We start from the raw sequence: 15,242 nt of genomic DNA on the forward strand, positions 1-15,242 counted from the left end.
CGGCCTCCCTCTCCGCCACAGCTTCCCGGTCTTCGCCTCCACCCGCACGGCGATGTACCTCCCCCGTCATGTCTGAAACAGAGCAGCTTGTCGAACAGGTCTACGGGATGCATGCCCCCCGGGCCGATCCGCACGCATCCGGGCTCAGGGGCGGGGCACGTTTCGGAGGTTGGATCGAGCCATCTGGATCATCCGGCCCACCCCGCCGTCCAGCACGATCTTGCTGGCGGAAAGTGCGAATCCGGTCACCATCTCGGCGCTGATCCTCGGCGGAATCGACAGGGCGTTGGGGTCGGTGACCACGTCCACCAGCGCGGGTCCCTTGTGCTGAAAAGCGTCCTTCAAAGCCCCTCTGAGCTGCTTGGGCTTCTCCACGCGGACCCCGTACGCACCCGCCGCGCGGGCGATCGCGGCGAAGTCGGGATTCTTGTTCGTCGTTCCGTACGAGGGAAGGCCGGAAACGAGCATCTCCAACTCGACCATCCCGAGGGATGAGTTGTTGAAGAGAACCACTTTGACGGGCAGGTCGTACTGCACGAGGGTGAGGAAATCTCCCATCAGCATCGAGAACCCGCCGTCACCGGACATCGACACCACTTGACGGCCGCGGTCGGTGAACTGCGCGCCGATGGCCTGCGGGAGGGCGTTCGCCATGGAGCCGTGGCTGAAGGAGCCGATGATGCGCCGCTTGCCGTTCGGGGAAAGGTAGCGCGCCGCCCACACATTGCACATGCCTGTGTCGACGGTGAACACTGCGTCTTCGTCAGCCAGTTCGTCGAGGACGGAAGCCACGTACTCGGGGTGGATCGGGGTGTGCTTCTCCACCTTGCGCGTGTAGGCCTTGACCACCCCCTCCAGTGCGTCCGCGTGCTTCTTCAGCATCCGGTCCAGGAAGCGGCGGTCCGGCTTGGCCTTCACCCGGGTGTTCAGGGCACGCAGTGTCTCCCGTACGTCTCCCCAGACGGCGAGGTCCAGCGTGGAGCGACGGCCCAGGTGTTCGGGGCGGATGTCCACCTGGACGATCTTCACGTCGTCGGGGAGGAAGGCGTTGTACGGGAAGTCCGTGCCGAGCAGGATCAGCAGATCGCACTCGTGGGTGGCCTCGTAGGCCGCGCCGTAGCCGAGCAGCCCGCTCATGCCGACGTCGTACGGGTTGTCGTACTGGATCCACTCCTTGCCGCGCAGGGCGTGCCCGATGGGCGCCTTGATCCGGCCGGCGAACTCCATCACCTCGGCGTGCGCGCCCGCGGTGCCGCTGCCGCAGAAGAGGGTGACCTTGTCCGCCTCGTCGATCAGCCGGACCAGTTTCTCGATCTCGCCGTCACCGGGGCGCACGGTGGGCCGGGCGGTGACGAGTGCGTGCTCGGGGGCCTTCTCGAGGGCGGGCAGGGAGGCGATGTCCCCGGGCAGTGCGACCACGCTGACGCCGCTGCGGCCGACGGCGTGCTGGACGGCGGTCTGGAGGAGTCGGGGCATCTGGCGTGGGTTCGAGATCAGCTCGCTGTAGTGGCTGCACTCTCGGAACAGCTGGTCGGGGTGGGTCTCCTGAAAGTAGCCGAGGCCGATCTCGCTGGAGGGGATGTGCGAGGCGAGTGCGAGGACCGGGGCCATGGAGCGGTGGGCGTCGTACAGCCCGTTGATCAGGTGCAGGTTGCCCGGGCCGCAGGAGCCCGCGCAGGCGGCGAGGCGGCCGGTGATCTGGGCCTCCGCGCCGGCCGCGAAGGCCGCCGTCTCCTCGTGGCGTACCTGGATCCACTCGATACCACCCGTTCGGCGGATCGCGTCGACGATCGGGTTCAGGCTGTCGCCGACCACTCCGTACATCCTGCGCACGCCCGCGCGCACGAGGATGTCCACGAACTGCTCCGCCACGTTCTGCTTGGCCATGGATGGGGCGCCCTTTCCGGTTCGGCTGGTCCGGCTGCGCCTTCCATCCATGCACGTTCCGCCGCGTTACGCCTCCCAGACCGCGGCGGCCGTCCGGTCGTCGGCGTAGCCCTTGAGGCGGAGCTGGGTGTCCGCGAGGAAGGCCGCGAGGCCGGGGGGTTCCGGCTCGGCCCAGCGCGCGGCGAGCTCTGCGGGGAGCAGTGCCTCTTCCCGCATGGGCTCGGCCAGGCCGCCGGAGCAGACGAGGAGGGTGTCGCCGGGGCGGGCCACGGATGCCCGGAAGCGGAAGTCGCCGCCGTCCGTCGTGGGTTCGTCCGGCTCCAGGTCCTGCCACTGGCCCGACCGGAGCCGGAACAGGCCGCCGGCGCCCGAGCCGAAGCACACCCGGGTCCGGCACTCCGGGTCCACGGGGAGCAGGAGCGCGCGCAGCCCGGCGGTGTACGCCTCTTCGGCGAGGCCTTGCTCGGCGGCGTGGGCGCGGAGGCGGCCGTAGCCGCGGTCGGTGAGCCGTTGGAGACCCGAGCGGAGCGCGTCGCGGCGGCCGGCCCGGATGTCGTCGGCGAGCCGCTCCTGGCTGCGCCCGACGGCCGCGGCGACGATGCGGCACAGCTCGGCGGCGGCCGCGGGGGCGCCGGGGGCGGCGCGGTCGCCTCCGGCGAGGACCACCATCACCAGGGCGTCGTCACCGCTGCCGAAGCGGGCGGTGAGCAGGAAGTCCCGGCGGGCTTCCCCGCGGAAGCGGGCGGAATCCCCGCGCAGGGAGGCGGCGCGCAGGGTGTACGTGCCGTAGCGGGCCCCCTCCATGACGGTGTCGGGGGGCAGGTCGTCGAGCGCGGCCGGATCGGTGGCGGGCAGCGCGCCGGGCTCCGCCGCGTAGGTGGGCGCCCGGTCGCCGAGGTGCCGCACGGTGGGCCGCTGCGGGTCCGCGGGCGGTACGGATGCCTCCGCCGTACGGTCCTCCTCGCGCCAGGCGGGCACCTTCACGTCCCCGAGCGCGTACCCGGTGACCCCACCGGCCCGGGGGTCCCTCGGGGGAAGCGGAGGCAGCGGGGCCGGCGGCGCGGGCGGGTGCGGGGGCTCGGCGGACGGCCTCGGCCCCGGCACGAGCCCGCGCGCGGGACCCTCCGGCTGCTCCGTAGCCGGGGGCGCGGGGTGTGCGGCCTCCCCCGCGCCCGCGGTGGGCCGTACGGGCAGCGCGGCGCCCGCGCCCGGCGGCGGAGCCGGATGCTCCGGGACCGCGGAATCCTGCCGCCCGGCGTCCACGCCCGGCGCCCTGGCCGGTACCGGCGGCCAGGCGGGCAGGCCTGCACTCGGGGGCTGGGCCGACGGCCCGGCTTGCTCGGCGTCCACCGTGGCCACCTCCCAGGGCAGGGCCCGAGCCTCCTCCACCTCCGGCCGCGGCCCCGGAACCGGAACCCGCCCGGCCCCCGCCTCGGCAGCGGGTTCCGGCGGGGCCGGAATCTGCACGGTCGGATGCGGCGGCGCGGCGCGGTCCGGCGAAGCCGGGTTCGGCGGCGCAGTCAGGCCTGGCGTGGCCGGGGCCTGGGCGGCCAGGTACGGCGGCGCGGGAGGGTCCGACGGCGCCTGTGCGGCAGGCGCGGCCGAGTGCGCCGGAACGGCGGGGCCCGGCGGGGTCGGAGGCGGCACCTCAGCACCCTGCTCGGCCGGGGCCTCGACGGTCGCACGTGTCGGCGCGGCGGGGTACGGCGGAGCGGCGGGATCCGGCGCGGGCGAAGGCGCCGGCACGGCCGGAGGCGGCGCGGTCGGGGCCCTGTGGGTCGGGTAGGGCGGCGGAGTCAGGTCCGGCGCGGTCGGGGCCTGGGCGGCCGGGTACGGCGGCACCGCAGGGTCCGGCGGAGCCGGTGCGGCATGCGGGTGCGCCGGCACGGCGGCGCCTTGCGCGACCGGGGCCGGCGGCGCCGCTGCGCCCTGTTCAGCCGGGGCCTGGACGGTCGGGTGCGCCGGTGCGGCCTGGTGCCCCGCCGGGGTCGGGGGCTGGTGCCCCGCCGGGGTCGGGGCCTGGTGCCCCGGGGCCGGTGGGGGTGGTGTGGGGGCCGGTGGGGGTGGTGCTGTCGGGTTCGGGGGTGTGGTGAGGGACGAGGCCGAGTGGAAGCGGTTGTCCAGGGTGTCCCCCGGGTCGGTTTCCGGGACCGCCTCCGGGTCCGGGTCCTCGTACAGTTGCCGCCACCAGTCGTCCGCGCCCGCACCCTGCTGACTCATGACCTCATTCTCGGCCTACCGCGCGAGCGGAAAACACCGAATGCGCGAAAAAGGGTCCACCGGGCCGCCGCCCGGTGGACCCTCCCCCCTCACCCGTACGAACTAGCGGACGTCATACGCCCGTCCGACCGCCTGGGTCACGGAGGCACCCTTCGCGTCGGTCAGTTCGACCTTCAGCGAAACCTGCTTGCCGGAGGCCCCGGCGTGGTCGACGACCGCGGTCCACGCGCCACCGCGCTCGCTCACCCGCGCCTGCGTCCAGTTCTCACCGTCGTAGGAGTAGGAGAGCTTCGCCGACGTGACCGCGCCCGGCGCGTAGCCCGCGTGCCCGGTGGCGCTCAGGCCGATGCTCTGGCCGTCGGTCGCCGCGACCGTCTTCAGCCCGTCCAGCGGGGCCGCGTACCTCGGGAAGAGGATCGGCAGGCCCTGCGAGTAGGCGGAGGGGTCGAGCTTCGACGTGAAGCCCCACGTGGTCGACACGCCCACCGAGCGCTGCCAGACGCGGGCCGGCGAGCCGATCTTCTCGATGTTCTGGGTCAGTTCGTAGCGCGCGGACTCCGCCGGTACCTCGAAGGCCCCGAACGGGTACCAGCTCTCGCCGATGACCTCCCCCTCGCGCTTGAGCACGAGGTTGCCGATGTCACCGAAGGAGCCCGGCTGCGCGTGGTGGCTGTTGTCGCCCCACATCGCGGAGGCGAAGCCGATCAGGCCGCCCTGCCGCTCGGCGGCGAGGACCTCCTTGCCCGCGGTGTCCCGCGGTGCGACGGGGCCGGTCACCCCGTCGTACCAACTTGCCTTCACCTTCTGACCCTTGGCGTAGGTGCGCTGCTCGCCGACCATGAACTCGCCCCACGGGAAGCTGCTGGAGAGCAGTTGGTCCCAGGAGGTGTCACCGGCGGAGTAGTACTCGGTCCGCTTGCCCGGGGCCGCGACCGTCTCGATCCCGCCGAAGAACACGGCCGCGCCGATCGGCCGGTACGCGCCGGCCAGGTCGATGAAGTCGGCGGCCACGCCCATGGAGTTGTAGGTGGATTCGACCTGTCCGAGGTCGCGGTCGCGCACCTTGTGGGTCTTGCCGCCGCGGACCTCGCCCGTCTCCGGGAACGCGAGGTTGTACACGTAGGGGCTCTTCGCCGTGGCCTTCCACGCCAGGGTGACCTTGTCCGCCGCGAGCCGCTCCAGCAGCGCCTTCGCCTCGGCGGCCTCGATGGTCATCGCGGGCAGCGAGCCGCCCGCGTAGCCGGTGAATCCGGCCCAGCGGCCGGGGGCGTCGCGGTGGGCGAGCAGCGCCTTGGCGCCGGCCGCCTTCGCGTTCTGCGCGGCCTCGTACAGCGATCCGTCCGCCGACTTCACCAGCACGACGGCGTCCTTGGCGCCCGCCGCGGCGAGCTCCTCCGGCGTACCGGTTCCGGCGTCGACCAGCGGCGCGCTGCCCGTTCCGTCGAGGTTGTCACTGCCGATGGACGCGGTGATCGGGTGCAGGACCGGACCGCCGACGGCCTTCAGTTCGGAGACCAGCGGCGCACCCGCCCGCCAGTAGCTGCCGAACTCGAACTCGCCGTCCGTGGCTCGGCCTTCGACCGAGGCGTAGAAGCCGCGGATGGTGCGGCCGCCCATCGCCGTGCCCGCGTGCAGCCAGGTGTCGTCCCAGCTGCGGGCGAAGCCGAGGGTGGTGTTGCGGCTCTCGACCGGCTTGTCGGCCTCGATGGCGAGCCGTCCCGCCTTGCGGGCGTCGAGCACGATCGTCGTGTCCTTCCTGACCTCGACCTGGGGGCGGCCGAGGTACGTGAGGGAGTCGATCATCGTGGCGTTCTCGCCCGCGTCGGGGGTGGCGACGAAGGCGGAGAGGAAGTACGCGCCCGGGCGGACCCGGTAGACCTGGTCGACGGAGCCGTCGTTGAAGCGGCGCTCGCCGGTGGCGTCGTCGGTGCCGATGACGTCCAGGGAGGACGGGCCGGCGGCCGGCTGGCCCGCGCGGTCGACGAGCTTGACGCGCAGGGTGACCGTCTCCGGCTCCACGTACAGGGAGAAGGGGGTGGAGACGCGGACGCCGTTCGCCGTGGCGACGACGCGGCCGGTGACGTCCCCGTACTGGGAGCGTTCCAGCTTCGCGGCCGGGTCGAGGGCGAGCGGCACCTTGACGGTGGCGCCGGCCGGCACGGTCACGGTGCGCCGGTCGAGGCGGGCGACCTGGCTGCGGACGGCCGATCCGTCGTTGCCGGTGACCTTCTCGACGGCGAGGTTCAGCGTGACGGGGCTCGTACCGAGGTTGGTGTACGGGACCTCGACGATCGTGCGGTCGCTGCGGTCCTGCGGCCAGTTGTGGGCGCCGCCCTGGACGGCGGGTGCGCTCGTGACGGTGGTGTCGACGGCGGCCTTGACGTCGAGGCGGCCGCCGCCGGTCTCGCGGACGTCCCCGGGGACACCGGTGTCGGAGGAACCGACGAGGGCGGCCTTGATCTGCTGCGAGGTCCAGTCGGGGTGGCGCTGCTTGACGATCGCGGCGGCGCCGGCGACGTGCGGGGTGGCCATCGAGGTACCGGACATGGACTGGTACGCGTACACCCCGCGACCGCCCGCGGCGGCGGCCGAGATCCCGACTCCGGGCGCTGCGATCTCGGGCTTGAGGGTGTGCTGGAGTCCGGCCGGGCCGCGGCTGGAGAAGGAGGCGGTGGTGTCGTCGCGGTCGACGGCGCCGACGGTCAGCACGCTCGCCGCGCAACCGGGCGAGGAGACCGTGTTGTTGCCGGGTCCGGAGTTGCCGGCGGCGATCACGAACAGCGGGCCCTGCTGGGAGAGCTGCTCGGCGGCGGCGGCGAGCGGGTCGTCGCAGGCGGTCTGGGTGGGGTCGCCGAGGCTCATGGAGACCACGTCGGCCTTGGACTCGACGGCCCATTCCATGCCGGCGATGATCCACGAGTCGAGGCCGTAGCCGTAGTCGTTGAGGACCTTGCCGCTGAGCAGTTCGGCGCCGGGGGCCACGCCCTTCTTGGCGCCGCCGCTCTCGGCTCCGGAGCCGCCGACGGTGGAGATGGTGTGGGTGCCGTGGCCCTGCCGGTCGCCGTCGGTGTCGGAGTCGGTGAAGTTCTTCGACGCGGCGACCCGGCCCTTGAGGTCAGGGTGTTCCAGGTCGGTGCCGGTGTCGAGGACGGCGACCTTGGTGCCCTTGCCGTCGAAGCCGACGGCCCAGGCCGCGGTCGCGGCGACCTGCTGCGTGGAACGCTCCAGGTTCGCCTGGACCTTGCCGTCCAGCCACAGCTTCTTCAGCCCGCCCGCAGCGCGGGAGCGGCTGCCGTCCGCGGTGACGTCGGCCCAGAAGTCGGCGGCCCGCGCCTTGTCCGCGGCGAGCGCGACGGCGCCGATGGAGCCGAGGACGAGGGACCGGTCGGCGCCGCGGGGCGCGGGCGGGGCGCTGCGCGCCACGTTCACGGATCCGTCGTAGACCGCGATGAGCGGGAGCTTCTTGGTGTGTGCGTCGTCGTAGCCCTGCCGGACGAGTCCGGTGACGTTGAAGAGCTCGTGGTCGACCTTGCCCGCGGCGAGCGCCTTGACCGCGCCTTCCGGGTAGACGTAGAGGTCCTTGCCCGACTGCCGGGTCTGCACGAGCGGCTGCGAGCCGTCCTCGCGCGGCATCGCGGTGGCGGCCGTGCGGCCGGCGGCGTCGGTGGAGACCAGGATCCGGTCACCGGTGACGAGGGTGACGGTGACGGGGGCGGTGGGCTGCTTTCCGGCCGCCTCGCTCCCGACGAGTGGTCTGTTCCCCGCTCCGGGCGCTCCGTCGATCGGCTGTGCCGTGGACGGGCCGACGGCGGTGACGGCCAGGACGGCCGCGGTGGCCGCTCCCAGTGCCGTGCGCGATATCGGGCGCATCGCTCTCCCCAGGTGAATTCCGGCCAACTGCTGCATTGCACGGCAAAGCTGCCGCGCAAACGGCTTCTGGCCGGCGGATGTTGGTGCTGCGGTGGCATGACCTTTACAGAGAGGCGGGGGGTACGGCGATGATGTCCGCGGCGGGTTTGCGCCGTGGCCGCTTCCCGCCAGGCGCTGTGTCGAAAGGTGGGTGGACGGGTTGCTGGGTGCTATAGGCCTGGACGAGGGCCAGGAGTCGGCGTACCGCGCTCTGGTGGCCCTGGGCGCGGCGGAGGTCCCCGATCTCGCGCACCGCTTGACCCTGCCGGTACCGCAGACCGAACGGACCCTGCGCCACCTGGAGCGCCACGGCCTGGCCGCGCAGTCCTCGGCCCGCCCCGGCCGGTGGGTGGCGGCCCCGCCCGGGGTGGCGCTCGGGGCCCTGCTCACGCAGCAGCGGCACGAGCTGGAGCAGGCGGAGCTGGCGGCGGTGCTGCTGGCGGAGGAGTACCGGGCGGAGGCGTCCGAGCCGGCGGTGCACGACCTGGTGGAGGTGGTGCAGGGCGCGAGCGCGGTGGCGCATCGTTTCCACCAGCTCCAGCTGGGGGCGGTGGAGGAGGTGTGCGCGCTCGTCAGCGGCCGGCCGCAGGTGGTGACGGGTACGGACAACGAGGCGGAGGACCGGGCCTCCGTGCGCGGGGTCGACTACCGGGTGGTCATCGAACGGGAGGTGCTGACCCAGCCCAGCGGCATCCGGGAGGCGTCGACGGCCCTGGCGCGGGGTGAGCGGGTCCGGGTTACGGGGGAGGTCCCGACGAAGCTGGTGATCGCGGACCGCACCCTGGCGATGGTCCCGCTGACGGCCCGGGGCGCGGAACCGGCGGCGCTGGTCGTCCACGCGTCGGGCCTGCTGGAATCGCTCATGGGCCTCTTCGAGGCGGTCTGGCGGGAGTCCCTGCCGCTGCGGCTGGGCACGTCGGGCTCGGCGGAGGAGTCGGGGGGCGCCCCGGACGCCACGGACCTGGAGATCCTGTCCCTGCTCTTGGCGGGCATGACGGACGCCAGCGTGGCCAAGCACCTGGAGCTGGGCCTGCGGACGGTGCAGCGGCGGGTGAAGGGCCTGATGGAACTGTCGGGGGTCACGACGCGGCTCCAGCTGGGCTGGCACGCCTACGAACGGGGCTGGGTGGCCCGATAGCCCCTGGTCGGTCAGGCTGAACAGCATGGATCTGCCTCAGCTGCTCCTGGTGGGGCTGGTGCTGCTGCTCGGCGCGCTCGGGGTGCTGGTTCCCGGCGTGCCGGGGACCTGGCTGGTGTGGGCGGGGCTGATGTGGTGGGCGCTGCACGAGCGGTCGGCGCTGGCGTGGTCCCTGCTGGTCTCGGCGACGGCCCTGCTGCTGGTGGTCCAGGTGATCAAGTGGCAGCTCCCGCCGCGGCGGCTGCGGGGCGTGGGGGTCACCCGCCGGATGGCGGTGTTCGCGGGCGCGGGCGCGCTGCTGGGGTTCGTACTGGTCCCCGTGGTCGGGTCGGTCCCGGGTTTCGTCGGCGGCATCTACCTCTGCGAGCGCCTCCGCCTCGGCACGCACGGCGAGGCGTGGGCATCGGTGCGGGCGGTGATGCGGGCGGTGGGGACGAGCGTGCTGGTGGAGCTGTTCGCGTGCCTGCTGGTGATGGGGGCGTGGGTGGGGGCGGTGGCGGCGGAGTAGGCGGCGCAGGCGTAGTCGCAGGCGTACGCGTAGTTGCAGGCGTGCGGGGATCCGCTATGGGACGTCCTCGCCGAGGAACGGGCGCAGGGCGCCGAACAGGGCGCCGACGCAGCTCTCGCGCAGCTCCGTGCGGGTACAGGTCTCCGTGGTGAGCCAGTCCAGGCAGAGCACCCGTACGAACACCAGCCAGCTCTTCAGGACCGCGGCCACGGCCTCCCGGGCGGAGTCGTCCGCGAGCGGGAGGGCGCCGAGGATCCTGGTCCGCAAGGCGCCCAGCTCGCTGTCGATGATCGTCTGCACCACGGGATCGCCCGCGAGCACGAGGTTCGCCGCGAGGACGGTGTTGCGGTGGGCCACGAAGTAGTCGAGGTGTACGTCGAGTCCGTCGGTGAGCTGGGCGAGGAAGTCGCCGGGCCGGTCGAGCGGGACCTGTTCCAGCAGCCGGTCGGACGCCTGCCGGAAGACGGCCGCGAAGAGCTCCTGCTTGCCGGCGAAGTGGCGGTACAGCAGCGCCCGGGAGACGCCGGCGCGCTCGGCGACGTCTTCCATCAGCACCTCCTCGTAGGGGTGCTGGGCGAAGAGCTGCGCACCGACGGCCAGGAGCTGGGCACGACGCTCGGCGGGATCGAGCCGCTTACGGGGAGGCATGAGCCGATCCTACTTGACACACGTCTACTAAGGGGCGTTACTAGTAGACACAAGTCTACTTACCAGGGGTGGGAGGTCGGACCATGGCCAGGACTCTCAAGTGGCTCGCGTGGACGATGGGCATCGCGTGCGTGGCGATCGGGCTCGCCCACGTGTTCCTCGGGAACGCGGCGGTGCCGGGCATCGGCTCGGCCGGCGCGACGGTCGACAGCCTCGGCCGCTTCTTGGGCGCGACGTTCGCGGGCTACGGGCTGGCCTGGATCTGGGCGGCCCGCCAGTCGCCGATCCCGGCGAGCACGGTCCGGTGGCTGGCGGGCGTGTTCCTGCTGGGAGCGGCGGGGCGGCTGCTGTCCCTCGCCGTGCACGGGTGGCCGCACGGCTTCCAGGTGGTGCTGACGGTCATCGAGCTGGTGATGCCGCCGCTGTACTTCTGGCTGGCGGACGCAGACGAGAAGGCGCATCGCGTGCCGCGGGCGTAGGCGCCGCTCCCCGAACGCCGGAGGGGCCGGGTGTCCCAGCCCCTCCGGTACGGGTTCAGGCTCGGCCGTGTCGCTTCGCGGCGTAGTTGGCGCGGCCCTCCGCCGACTTCAGGCGCCAGTCGCGCCGGATCTCCGCCCGCACCCGGGCGTCCGTCTTGGCCACGATCCGCTGGTTCTCCCGCAACAGCTTGCGGTAGCTCTCCAGCCGGCGTTCCGAGAGCGCACCCGAGTCCAGCGCGGCCAGCACCTCGCACCCCGGCTCCGCCTCGTGCGCGCAGTCGTGGAAGCGGCACCGTGCCCCGTACTCCTCGATCTCCGAGAAGACCTGGCCGACCCCGACCTCGGCGTCCCACAGCCCCACGCCCCGCAGCCCGGGGGTGTCGATCAGGACGCCGCCGCCCGGCAGGGCGAGCAGGTTGCGGGTGGTCGTCGTGTGGCGGCCCTTGCCGTCGACGTCGCGGGCCGCCTGGACCTCCATGACCTCCGCGCCGAGCAGCGCGTTGGCCAGGGTGGACTTCCCGGCGCCCGAGATGCCGAGCAGCACGCTCGTACCGCTGCCGACCACCGCGGCCAGCACGTCCGTGCCCTCGCCGGTGACGGAGGAGACGGTCAGCACCTGCACCCCCGGGGCAGTGGCTTCCACGTCGTCGACGAGGTGCCCGAGGGTCACCGGGTCCGGGACCAGGTCCGCCTTGGTGAGGACGACGAGCGGCTGCGCACCCGACTCCCAGGCGAGCGCCAGGAAGCGTTCGATGCGTCCGAGGTCGAGTTCCACGGCCAGCGATACGGCGATGATCGCGTGGTCGACGTTGGCGGCGAGGATCTGCCCCTCGGACCGCTGCGAGGAGGTGGACCGCACGAAGGCGGTCCGGCGCGGCAGGTACGCCTTGACGTAGCGCGGGTTGCCCGCCGTCTCGACGGCGGCCCAGTCCCCGGTGCAGATGACCCGGAGCGGGTCGTGCGGGGTGACGAAGGCGGTGTCGGCGCGGACGATGCCGTCCGCGGTCATGACGTCGCACTGGCCGCGGTCGACTCGTACGACCCGGCCGGGCAACAGGCCCTGCTCGGCGTAGGGGGTGAATTCGGCGGCCCATGCGTCATCCCAGCCGAAGGGGGCGAGAGCGTGCGCGAGGGAAGCCTGCGGGAAAGAAGAGAAAGACAAGGGGAACCCTTCACAGGGTGGCCCCGGCAGCGCGCACCGGCCCGCTCAGTGGCGGCGGCGCGCGGAAAAAGGGTGTGAGGTCAGCCGGAGACCACGGAAGTGACATTGATGGCCTTCTGAGTGCGGGCGGTGCCCTGCGCGATGACAGTCATCAATGAACTCACCTCCGGATCGATCACGTGCTGAAGCTTCCCCGACCGGTCGGCGGGAACGTCCCCACCGTAACAAGCCCCTCCGCGCGGGTGCCAGTTCTTTTTCCGAGCCCCCGGCGCCCCGGACACGTCTTCACCGGTGCATCCCGTCCCGGCCGAAGCGGACCGGCAGGTACTTGATGCCGTTGATGAAGTCCGAGCGCAGTCGACGCACGTCACCGGCGAGCTCGAAGTCGGGGTGGTGGAGCAGCAGTTCGCGGACGAGTGCCTTGATCTGCGTACGGGCCAGGCCGGCGCCGAGGCAGAAGTGGGGGCCGCCGCCGCCGAAGGCGAGGTGGTCGTTCGGGGTGCGGCGGATGTCGAAGGTGAAGGGGGCGTCGAAGACCTCCTCGTCGCGGTTGGCGGAGGTGTAGTACGTCACCACCTTCTGGCCTGCGGCGATCGGACGGCCGCGCAGGACGGTGTCGCGGGTGGCGGTGCGCCGGAAGTTGTGGATCGATCCGCCCCACCGGAGGAACTCCTCCGTGGCCGAGTTCCACAGCGCCTCGTCCTTCGGGGACGCGGCGAGTTCGGCGCGGGCGGCGGGGTGTTCGGCCAGGGCCAGCACGGTGGCGGACAGCAGGTTGCGGGTGGTCTCGTTGCCCGCGACGCAGAGCAGCACGAAGAACATGTTGATCTCGTGCTGGGTGAGCCGGTCCCCGTCGACCTCGGCGTGGACCAGGGTCGAGAGGATGTCCTCGCGCGGGTGGGCGCGCCGCTCGGCGGTCAGGGCGTCGCAGTAGGCGTAGATCTCGGCGGCCGCGAGGTCGCTGTCGTGCTTGCCCGCCGACAGCTCCGGATCCTGGCCGCCGGCCATCCGGTTGCTCCAGTCGAAGATCAGCCGCTCGTCGCCGGGAGGTACGCCGACCATCTCGCAGATCGTCTGGATCGGCAGCCAGGCCGCCACCTCGGAGACGAAGTCCATGTCCCGGCCGGGAGTGACCGCGCCCTCCACGAGGGACACCGCGCGCTCGCCGATCCGGGCGGCGAGGCGGCGTACCGTCCGGGGCGTGAAACCCGCGCTGACCAGGGCACGGTAGCGGGAGTGGCGCGGGGCGTCCATGCCGAGGAGGACCAGGCGCAGGGACTCCAGGGACTCGGGGCTCTGGTCGCGGACCATGAAGGAGCCGAGTTCGGTGGACCACAGCTCGGGGTCGCGGCTGATGGCCTTGACGTCGGCGTGGCGGGTGACGGCGTAGAAGCCCTCGTGGGGGCCGGGGATCTCGTGCCAGTGCACGGGGTCCTCCCGGCGGAGCCGGGTGAACTGCTCGTGCGGGACCCCGGAGGCCCAGGTGTCTTCGAGGAGGTTCACTTCGCCGGTGGGGATCACGGTGTGCGTCCTTCCAGTAGCGCTCCGAGGGCTTCCACGACGAGGGCGTCGGGGATGCCGTGGGGGTCGAGGCGGTGCTGCATCGCGAGGCCGAGGAGGAGGCCCAGGACGAGGGCGCCGGTCTCCTCCGGCGGACGGGGCAGGGGGGTGCCGGTGGCTTTGGCCCAGTCGGCGAGGCCCTCGCCGAGCTGGGAGCGGATCTCGGCGTAGCGCTGGGCGAGTTGCGCGCCGATGACCGGGCCGCGGGCGCCGTGCAGCCACAGTTCCGCCTCCAGGAGCAGCCAGGAGTTCCCGTGGTCGGGGTGGGGGCGGGTGAGGCTGCCCCACATGGCGCCGAAGTGCGTGGCGGGATCGCCCGGGTCCGCGCTCGCCGCGATCTCGGCGGCGAGTTCCTCGGCGGTGCGCTCCTTCCACACCTCCAGGAGGGCGAGCAGCAGGCCCCCCTTGCCGCCGAAGTGGCTGTAGAGCGCCCCGGTGGTGCGCCCGGCGGCCTCGGCGACGGCCTCGGCCGACACCGCGTGGAACCCCTTGCGGGCGAAGAGCTCGGCGGCCGCGTCGATGAGGCGGGACCGCGTCTGCGACTTCCGCTGCGCCTGGCGCGCCCGTGGGGCCGCCCGAGTCGGCGGTACGGGGCCCGCCCCGGCCCGCCCGTCCGCTTGCGGCGGGTCCGGGACGGCCGGTTGCGGGTGGGCGGCTGGGGGTGGTGGCACGGGGGCTCCCGGCTCGTTGGGTTATATCGGCTTCCCGATATAACCTGCTCCCGGAGCTGACGGTTCGTCAATCCCCGTGCCGGGGTGCGTCGGATTCCGCCTGCGGGTGACCATGCGCCCGGTGTGTGGCGCTCGGCGCCGCCCCGAAGATCGACAGACGGTAGGGTCGCCGTATCCGTTGGCACCAGGGGGAGTTGAAGAGTGACGGACACATTTGGGCAGCCGGATCCCGGGAGCATTCCGCCGAGGCCGGCGGCGCCGCCGTACGTGCCTCCCGTACCGCCGCCCTCCCCTGCCGGCCACCCTCCGCGCTGGGCCTGGTGGGTGATCGGGATCGTCATCCCGGTGGTCGGCACGGTGGCGACGGTGTTCGCCACCTCGGGGAAGAACGACACGTCGCCGCCGTCCTCCGCGGGGGGCACGGTGGCTCCGGCGGCGGCCGGCTCCGCGTCGCCCGAGCCGTCGTCCTCGCCGTCACGGTCGGCGTCCGCGACCTCCGTCCCGCCCCTGGCCAGTCCGTCCCCGGCGTCCCCGAGCCCGTCGGCCGCCGGCCCGGACCTCGCGGCTCCGGCGGGCTACCAGCCGCGCCAGGGCAGATGGGGCATCGCTCCCCCGGTGTGCGGCGAGACCCTGCTCGTCGATCTCGACGCGGGCGTGTCCACCTCCGTCAAGGTGAAGTACGCCGGAGAGGGAGGGTCCGCGGAGCAGACCGCCGCCACCGAGCTGGAGTACCGGCCGAAGTCCCTCGGGTGCGGCAACGGCGATGCGCCCGTGTACATGGAACTGCTGTCGGCCACGGGCCGCCAGGTGGGGGTGCTGCGCGCGGGGCAGCCCCAGACCTTCGAGAACTGCCGGGCCGCGGCCGGAACCGGCTTCGGCCCCGTGCAGCTGGGCGGCTCCGCGGCGAAGGAGCGCGGTCTGGTGAAGGGCGCCGCCGTGTGCTCGGTCACCGATCAGGGCGCCGTGGCCATGGCCCTCATCGAGGAGGCCAGCAACGAGTACACCCCGACGGTCAGCGGGCGGCTCATCGTCTGGGCCAAGGGCTGAGCCCCCGGGCACC

Annotated in this window: 11 protein-coding genes; 4 read left to right on the forward strand and 7 right to left on the reverse strand. The window is 72.9% G+C overall.

From position 1 onward, the window contains the following. Positions 1 to 144: 144 nt before the first annotated feature. From OG625_RS08435 to OG625_RS08445, 3 genes are all read right to left on the reverse strand, one after another. Positions 145 to 1,887, reverse strand: a complete 1,743-nt coding sequence (locus tag OG625_RS08435; RefSeq protein WP_329377893.1) for a pyruvate dehydrogenase — start codon at positions 1,885 to 1,887, stop codon at positions 145 to 147. Between the two features lie 66 nt (positions 1,888 to 1,953). Next, on the reverse strand, positions 1,954 to 4,107 hold the full coding sequence (locus tag OG625_RS08440; protein ID WP_329377895.1) for a protein phosphatase 2C domain-containing protein: 2,154 nt from the start codon (positions 4,105 to 4,107) through the stop codon (positions 1,954 to 1,956). Between the two features lie 102 nt (positions 4,108 to 4,209). Beyond that, entirely contained in the window at positions 4,210 to 7,977 is a 3,768-nt protein-coding gene (locus OG625_RS08445; protein ID WP_329377897.1) for a S8 family peptidase, read from the reverse strand. A gap of 199 nt (positions 7,978 to 8,176) precedes the next feature. Between OG625_RS08445 and OG625_RS08450 the strand changes: the two genes are divergently transcribed. Together OG625_RS08450 and OG625_RS08455 are read left to right on the forward strand one after the other, a co-directional pair. Further along, positions 8,177 to 9,154 (forward strand): helix-turn-helix domain-containing protein, encoded by a 978-nt coding sequence (locus tag OG625_RS08450; protein WP_329390516.1) that lies wholly within the window; start codon positions 8,177 to 8,179, stop codon positions 9,152 to 9,154. 25 nt (positions 9,155 to 9,179) lie between these two features. Continuing rightward, complete coding sequence (locus OG625_RS08455) at positions 9,180 to 9,662, forward strand: DUF456 domain-containing protein (RefSeq protein WP_329377899.1); 483 nt, start codon at positions 9,180 to 9,182, stop codon at positions 9,660 to 9,662. Positions 9,663 to 9,716: 54 nt separating this feature from the next. Here OG625_RS08455 and OG625_RS08460 read toward each other — a convergent pair whose 3' ends face one another. After that, positions 9,717 to 10,310, reverse strand: a complete 594-nt coding sequence (locus OG625_RS08460; protein ID WP_329377901.1) for a TetR/AcrR family transcriptional regulator — start codon at positions 10,308 to 10,310, stop codon at positions 9,717 to 9,719. A gap of 83 nt (positions 10,311 to 10,393) precedes the next feature. On the opposite strand from OG625_RS08460, the gene OG625_RS08465 reads away from it, so the two are divergent. Continuing rightward, positions 10,394 to 10,789: a DUF4345 domain-containing protein gene (locus tag OG625_RS08465; protein WP_329377903.1), complete on the forward strand. Its 396-nt coding sequence runs from the start codon at positions 10,394 to 10,396 to the stop codon at positions 10,787 to 10,789. A 55-nt stretch (positions 10,790 to 10,844) separates the two neighbouring features. On the opposite strand, the gene rsgA is transcribed toward OG625_RS08465, so the two are convergent. The 3 genes from rsgA to OG625_RS08480 all read right to left on the reverse strand — a co-directional run bounded on the left by rsgA (position 10,845) and on the right by OG625_RS08480 (position 14,182). Beyond that, positions 10,845 to 11,951 carry a ribosome small subunit-dependent GTPase A gene (gene rsgA / locus OG625_RS08470; RefSeq protein ID WP_329377906.1) on the reverse strand — a complete coding sequence of 369 codons (1,107 nt, stop codon included), beginning with the start codon at positions 11,949 to 11,951 and terminating at the stop codon, positions 10,845 to 10,847. A gap of 285 nt (positions 11,952 to 12,236) precedes the next feature. Further along, complete coding sequence (locus OG625_RS08475) at positions 12,237 to 13,472, reverse strand: cytochrome P450 (protein ID WP_329377908.1); 1,236 nt, start codon at positions 13,470 to 13,472, stop codon at positions 12,237 to 12,239. Beyond that, positions 13,469 to 14,182 (reverse strand): TetR/AcrR family transcriptional regulator, encoded by a 714-nt coding sequence (locus OG625_RS08480; RefSeq protein WP_329377910.1) that lies wholly within the window; start codon positions 14,180 to 14,182, stop codon positions 13,469 to 13,471. The genes OG625_RS08475 and OG625_RS08480 overlap by 4 nt, the downstream gene beginning before the upstream one ends. A gap of 201 nt (positions 14,183 to 14,383) precedes the next feature. Here OG625_RS08480 and OG625_RS08485 point away from each other — a divergent pair, with 201 nt between their 5' ends. After that, positions 14,384 to 15,229: a hypothetical protein gene (locus tag OG625_RS08485; RefSeq protein ID WP_329377912.1), complete on the forward strand. Its 846-nt coding sequence runs from the start codon at positions 14,384 to 14,386 to the stop codon at positions 15,227 to 15,229. Positions 15,230 to 15,242 lie beyond the last annotated feature (13 nt).

The sequence above is a fragment of the Streptomyces sp. NBC_01351 genome, from assembly GCF_036237315.1.
GTDB lineage: Bacteria > Actinomycetota > Actinomycetes > Streptomycetales > Streptomycetaceae > Streptomyces.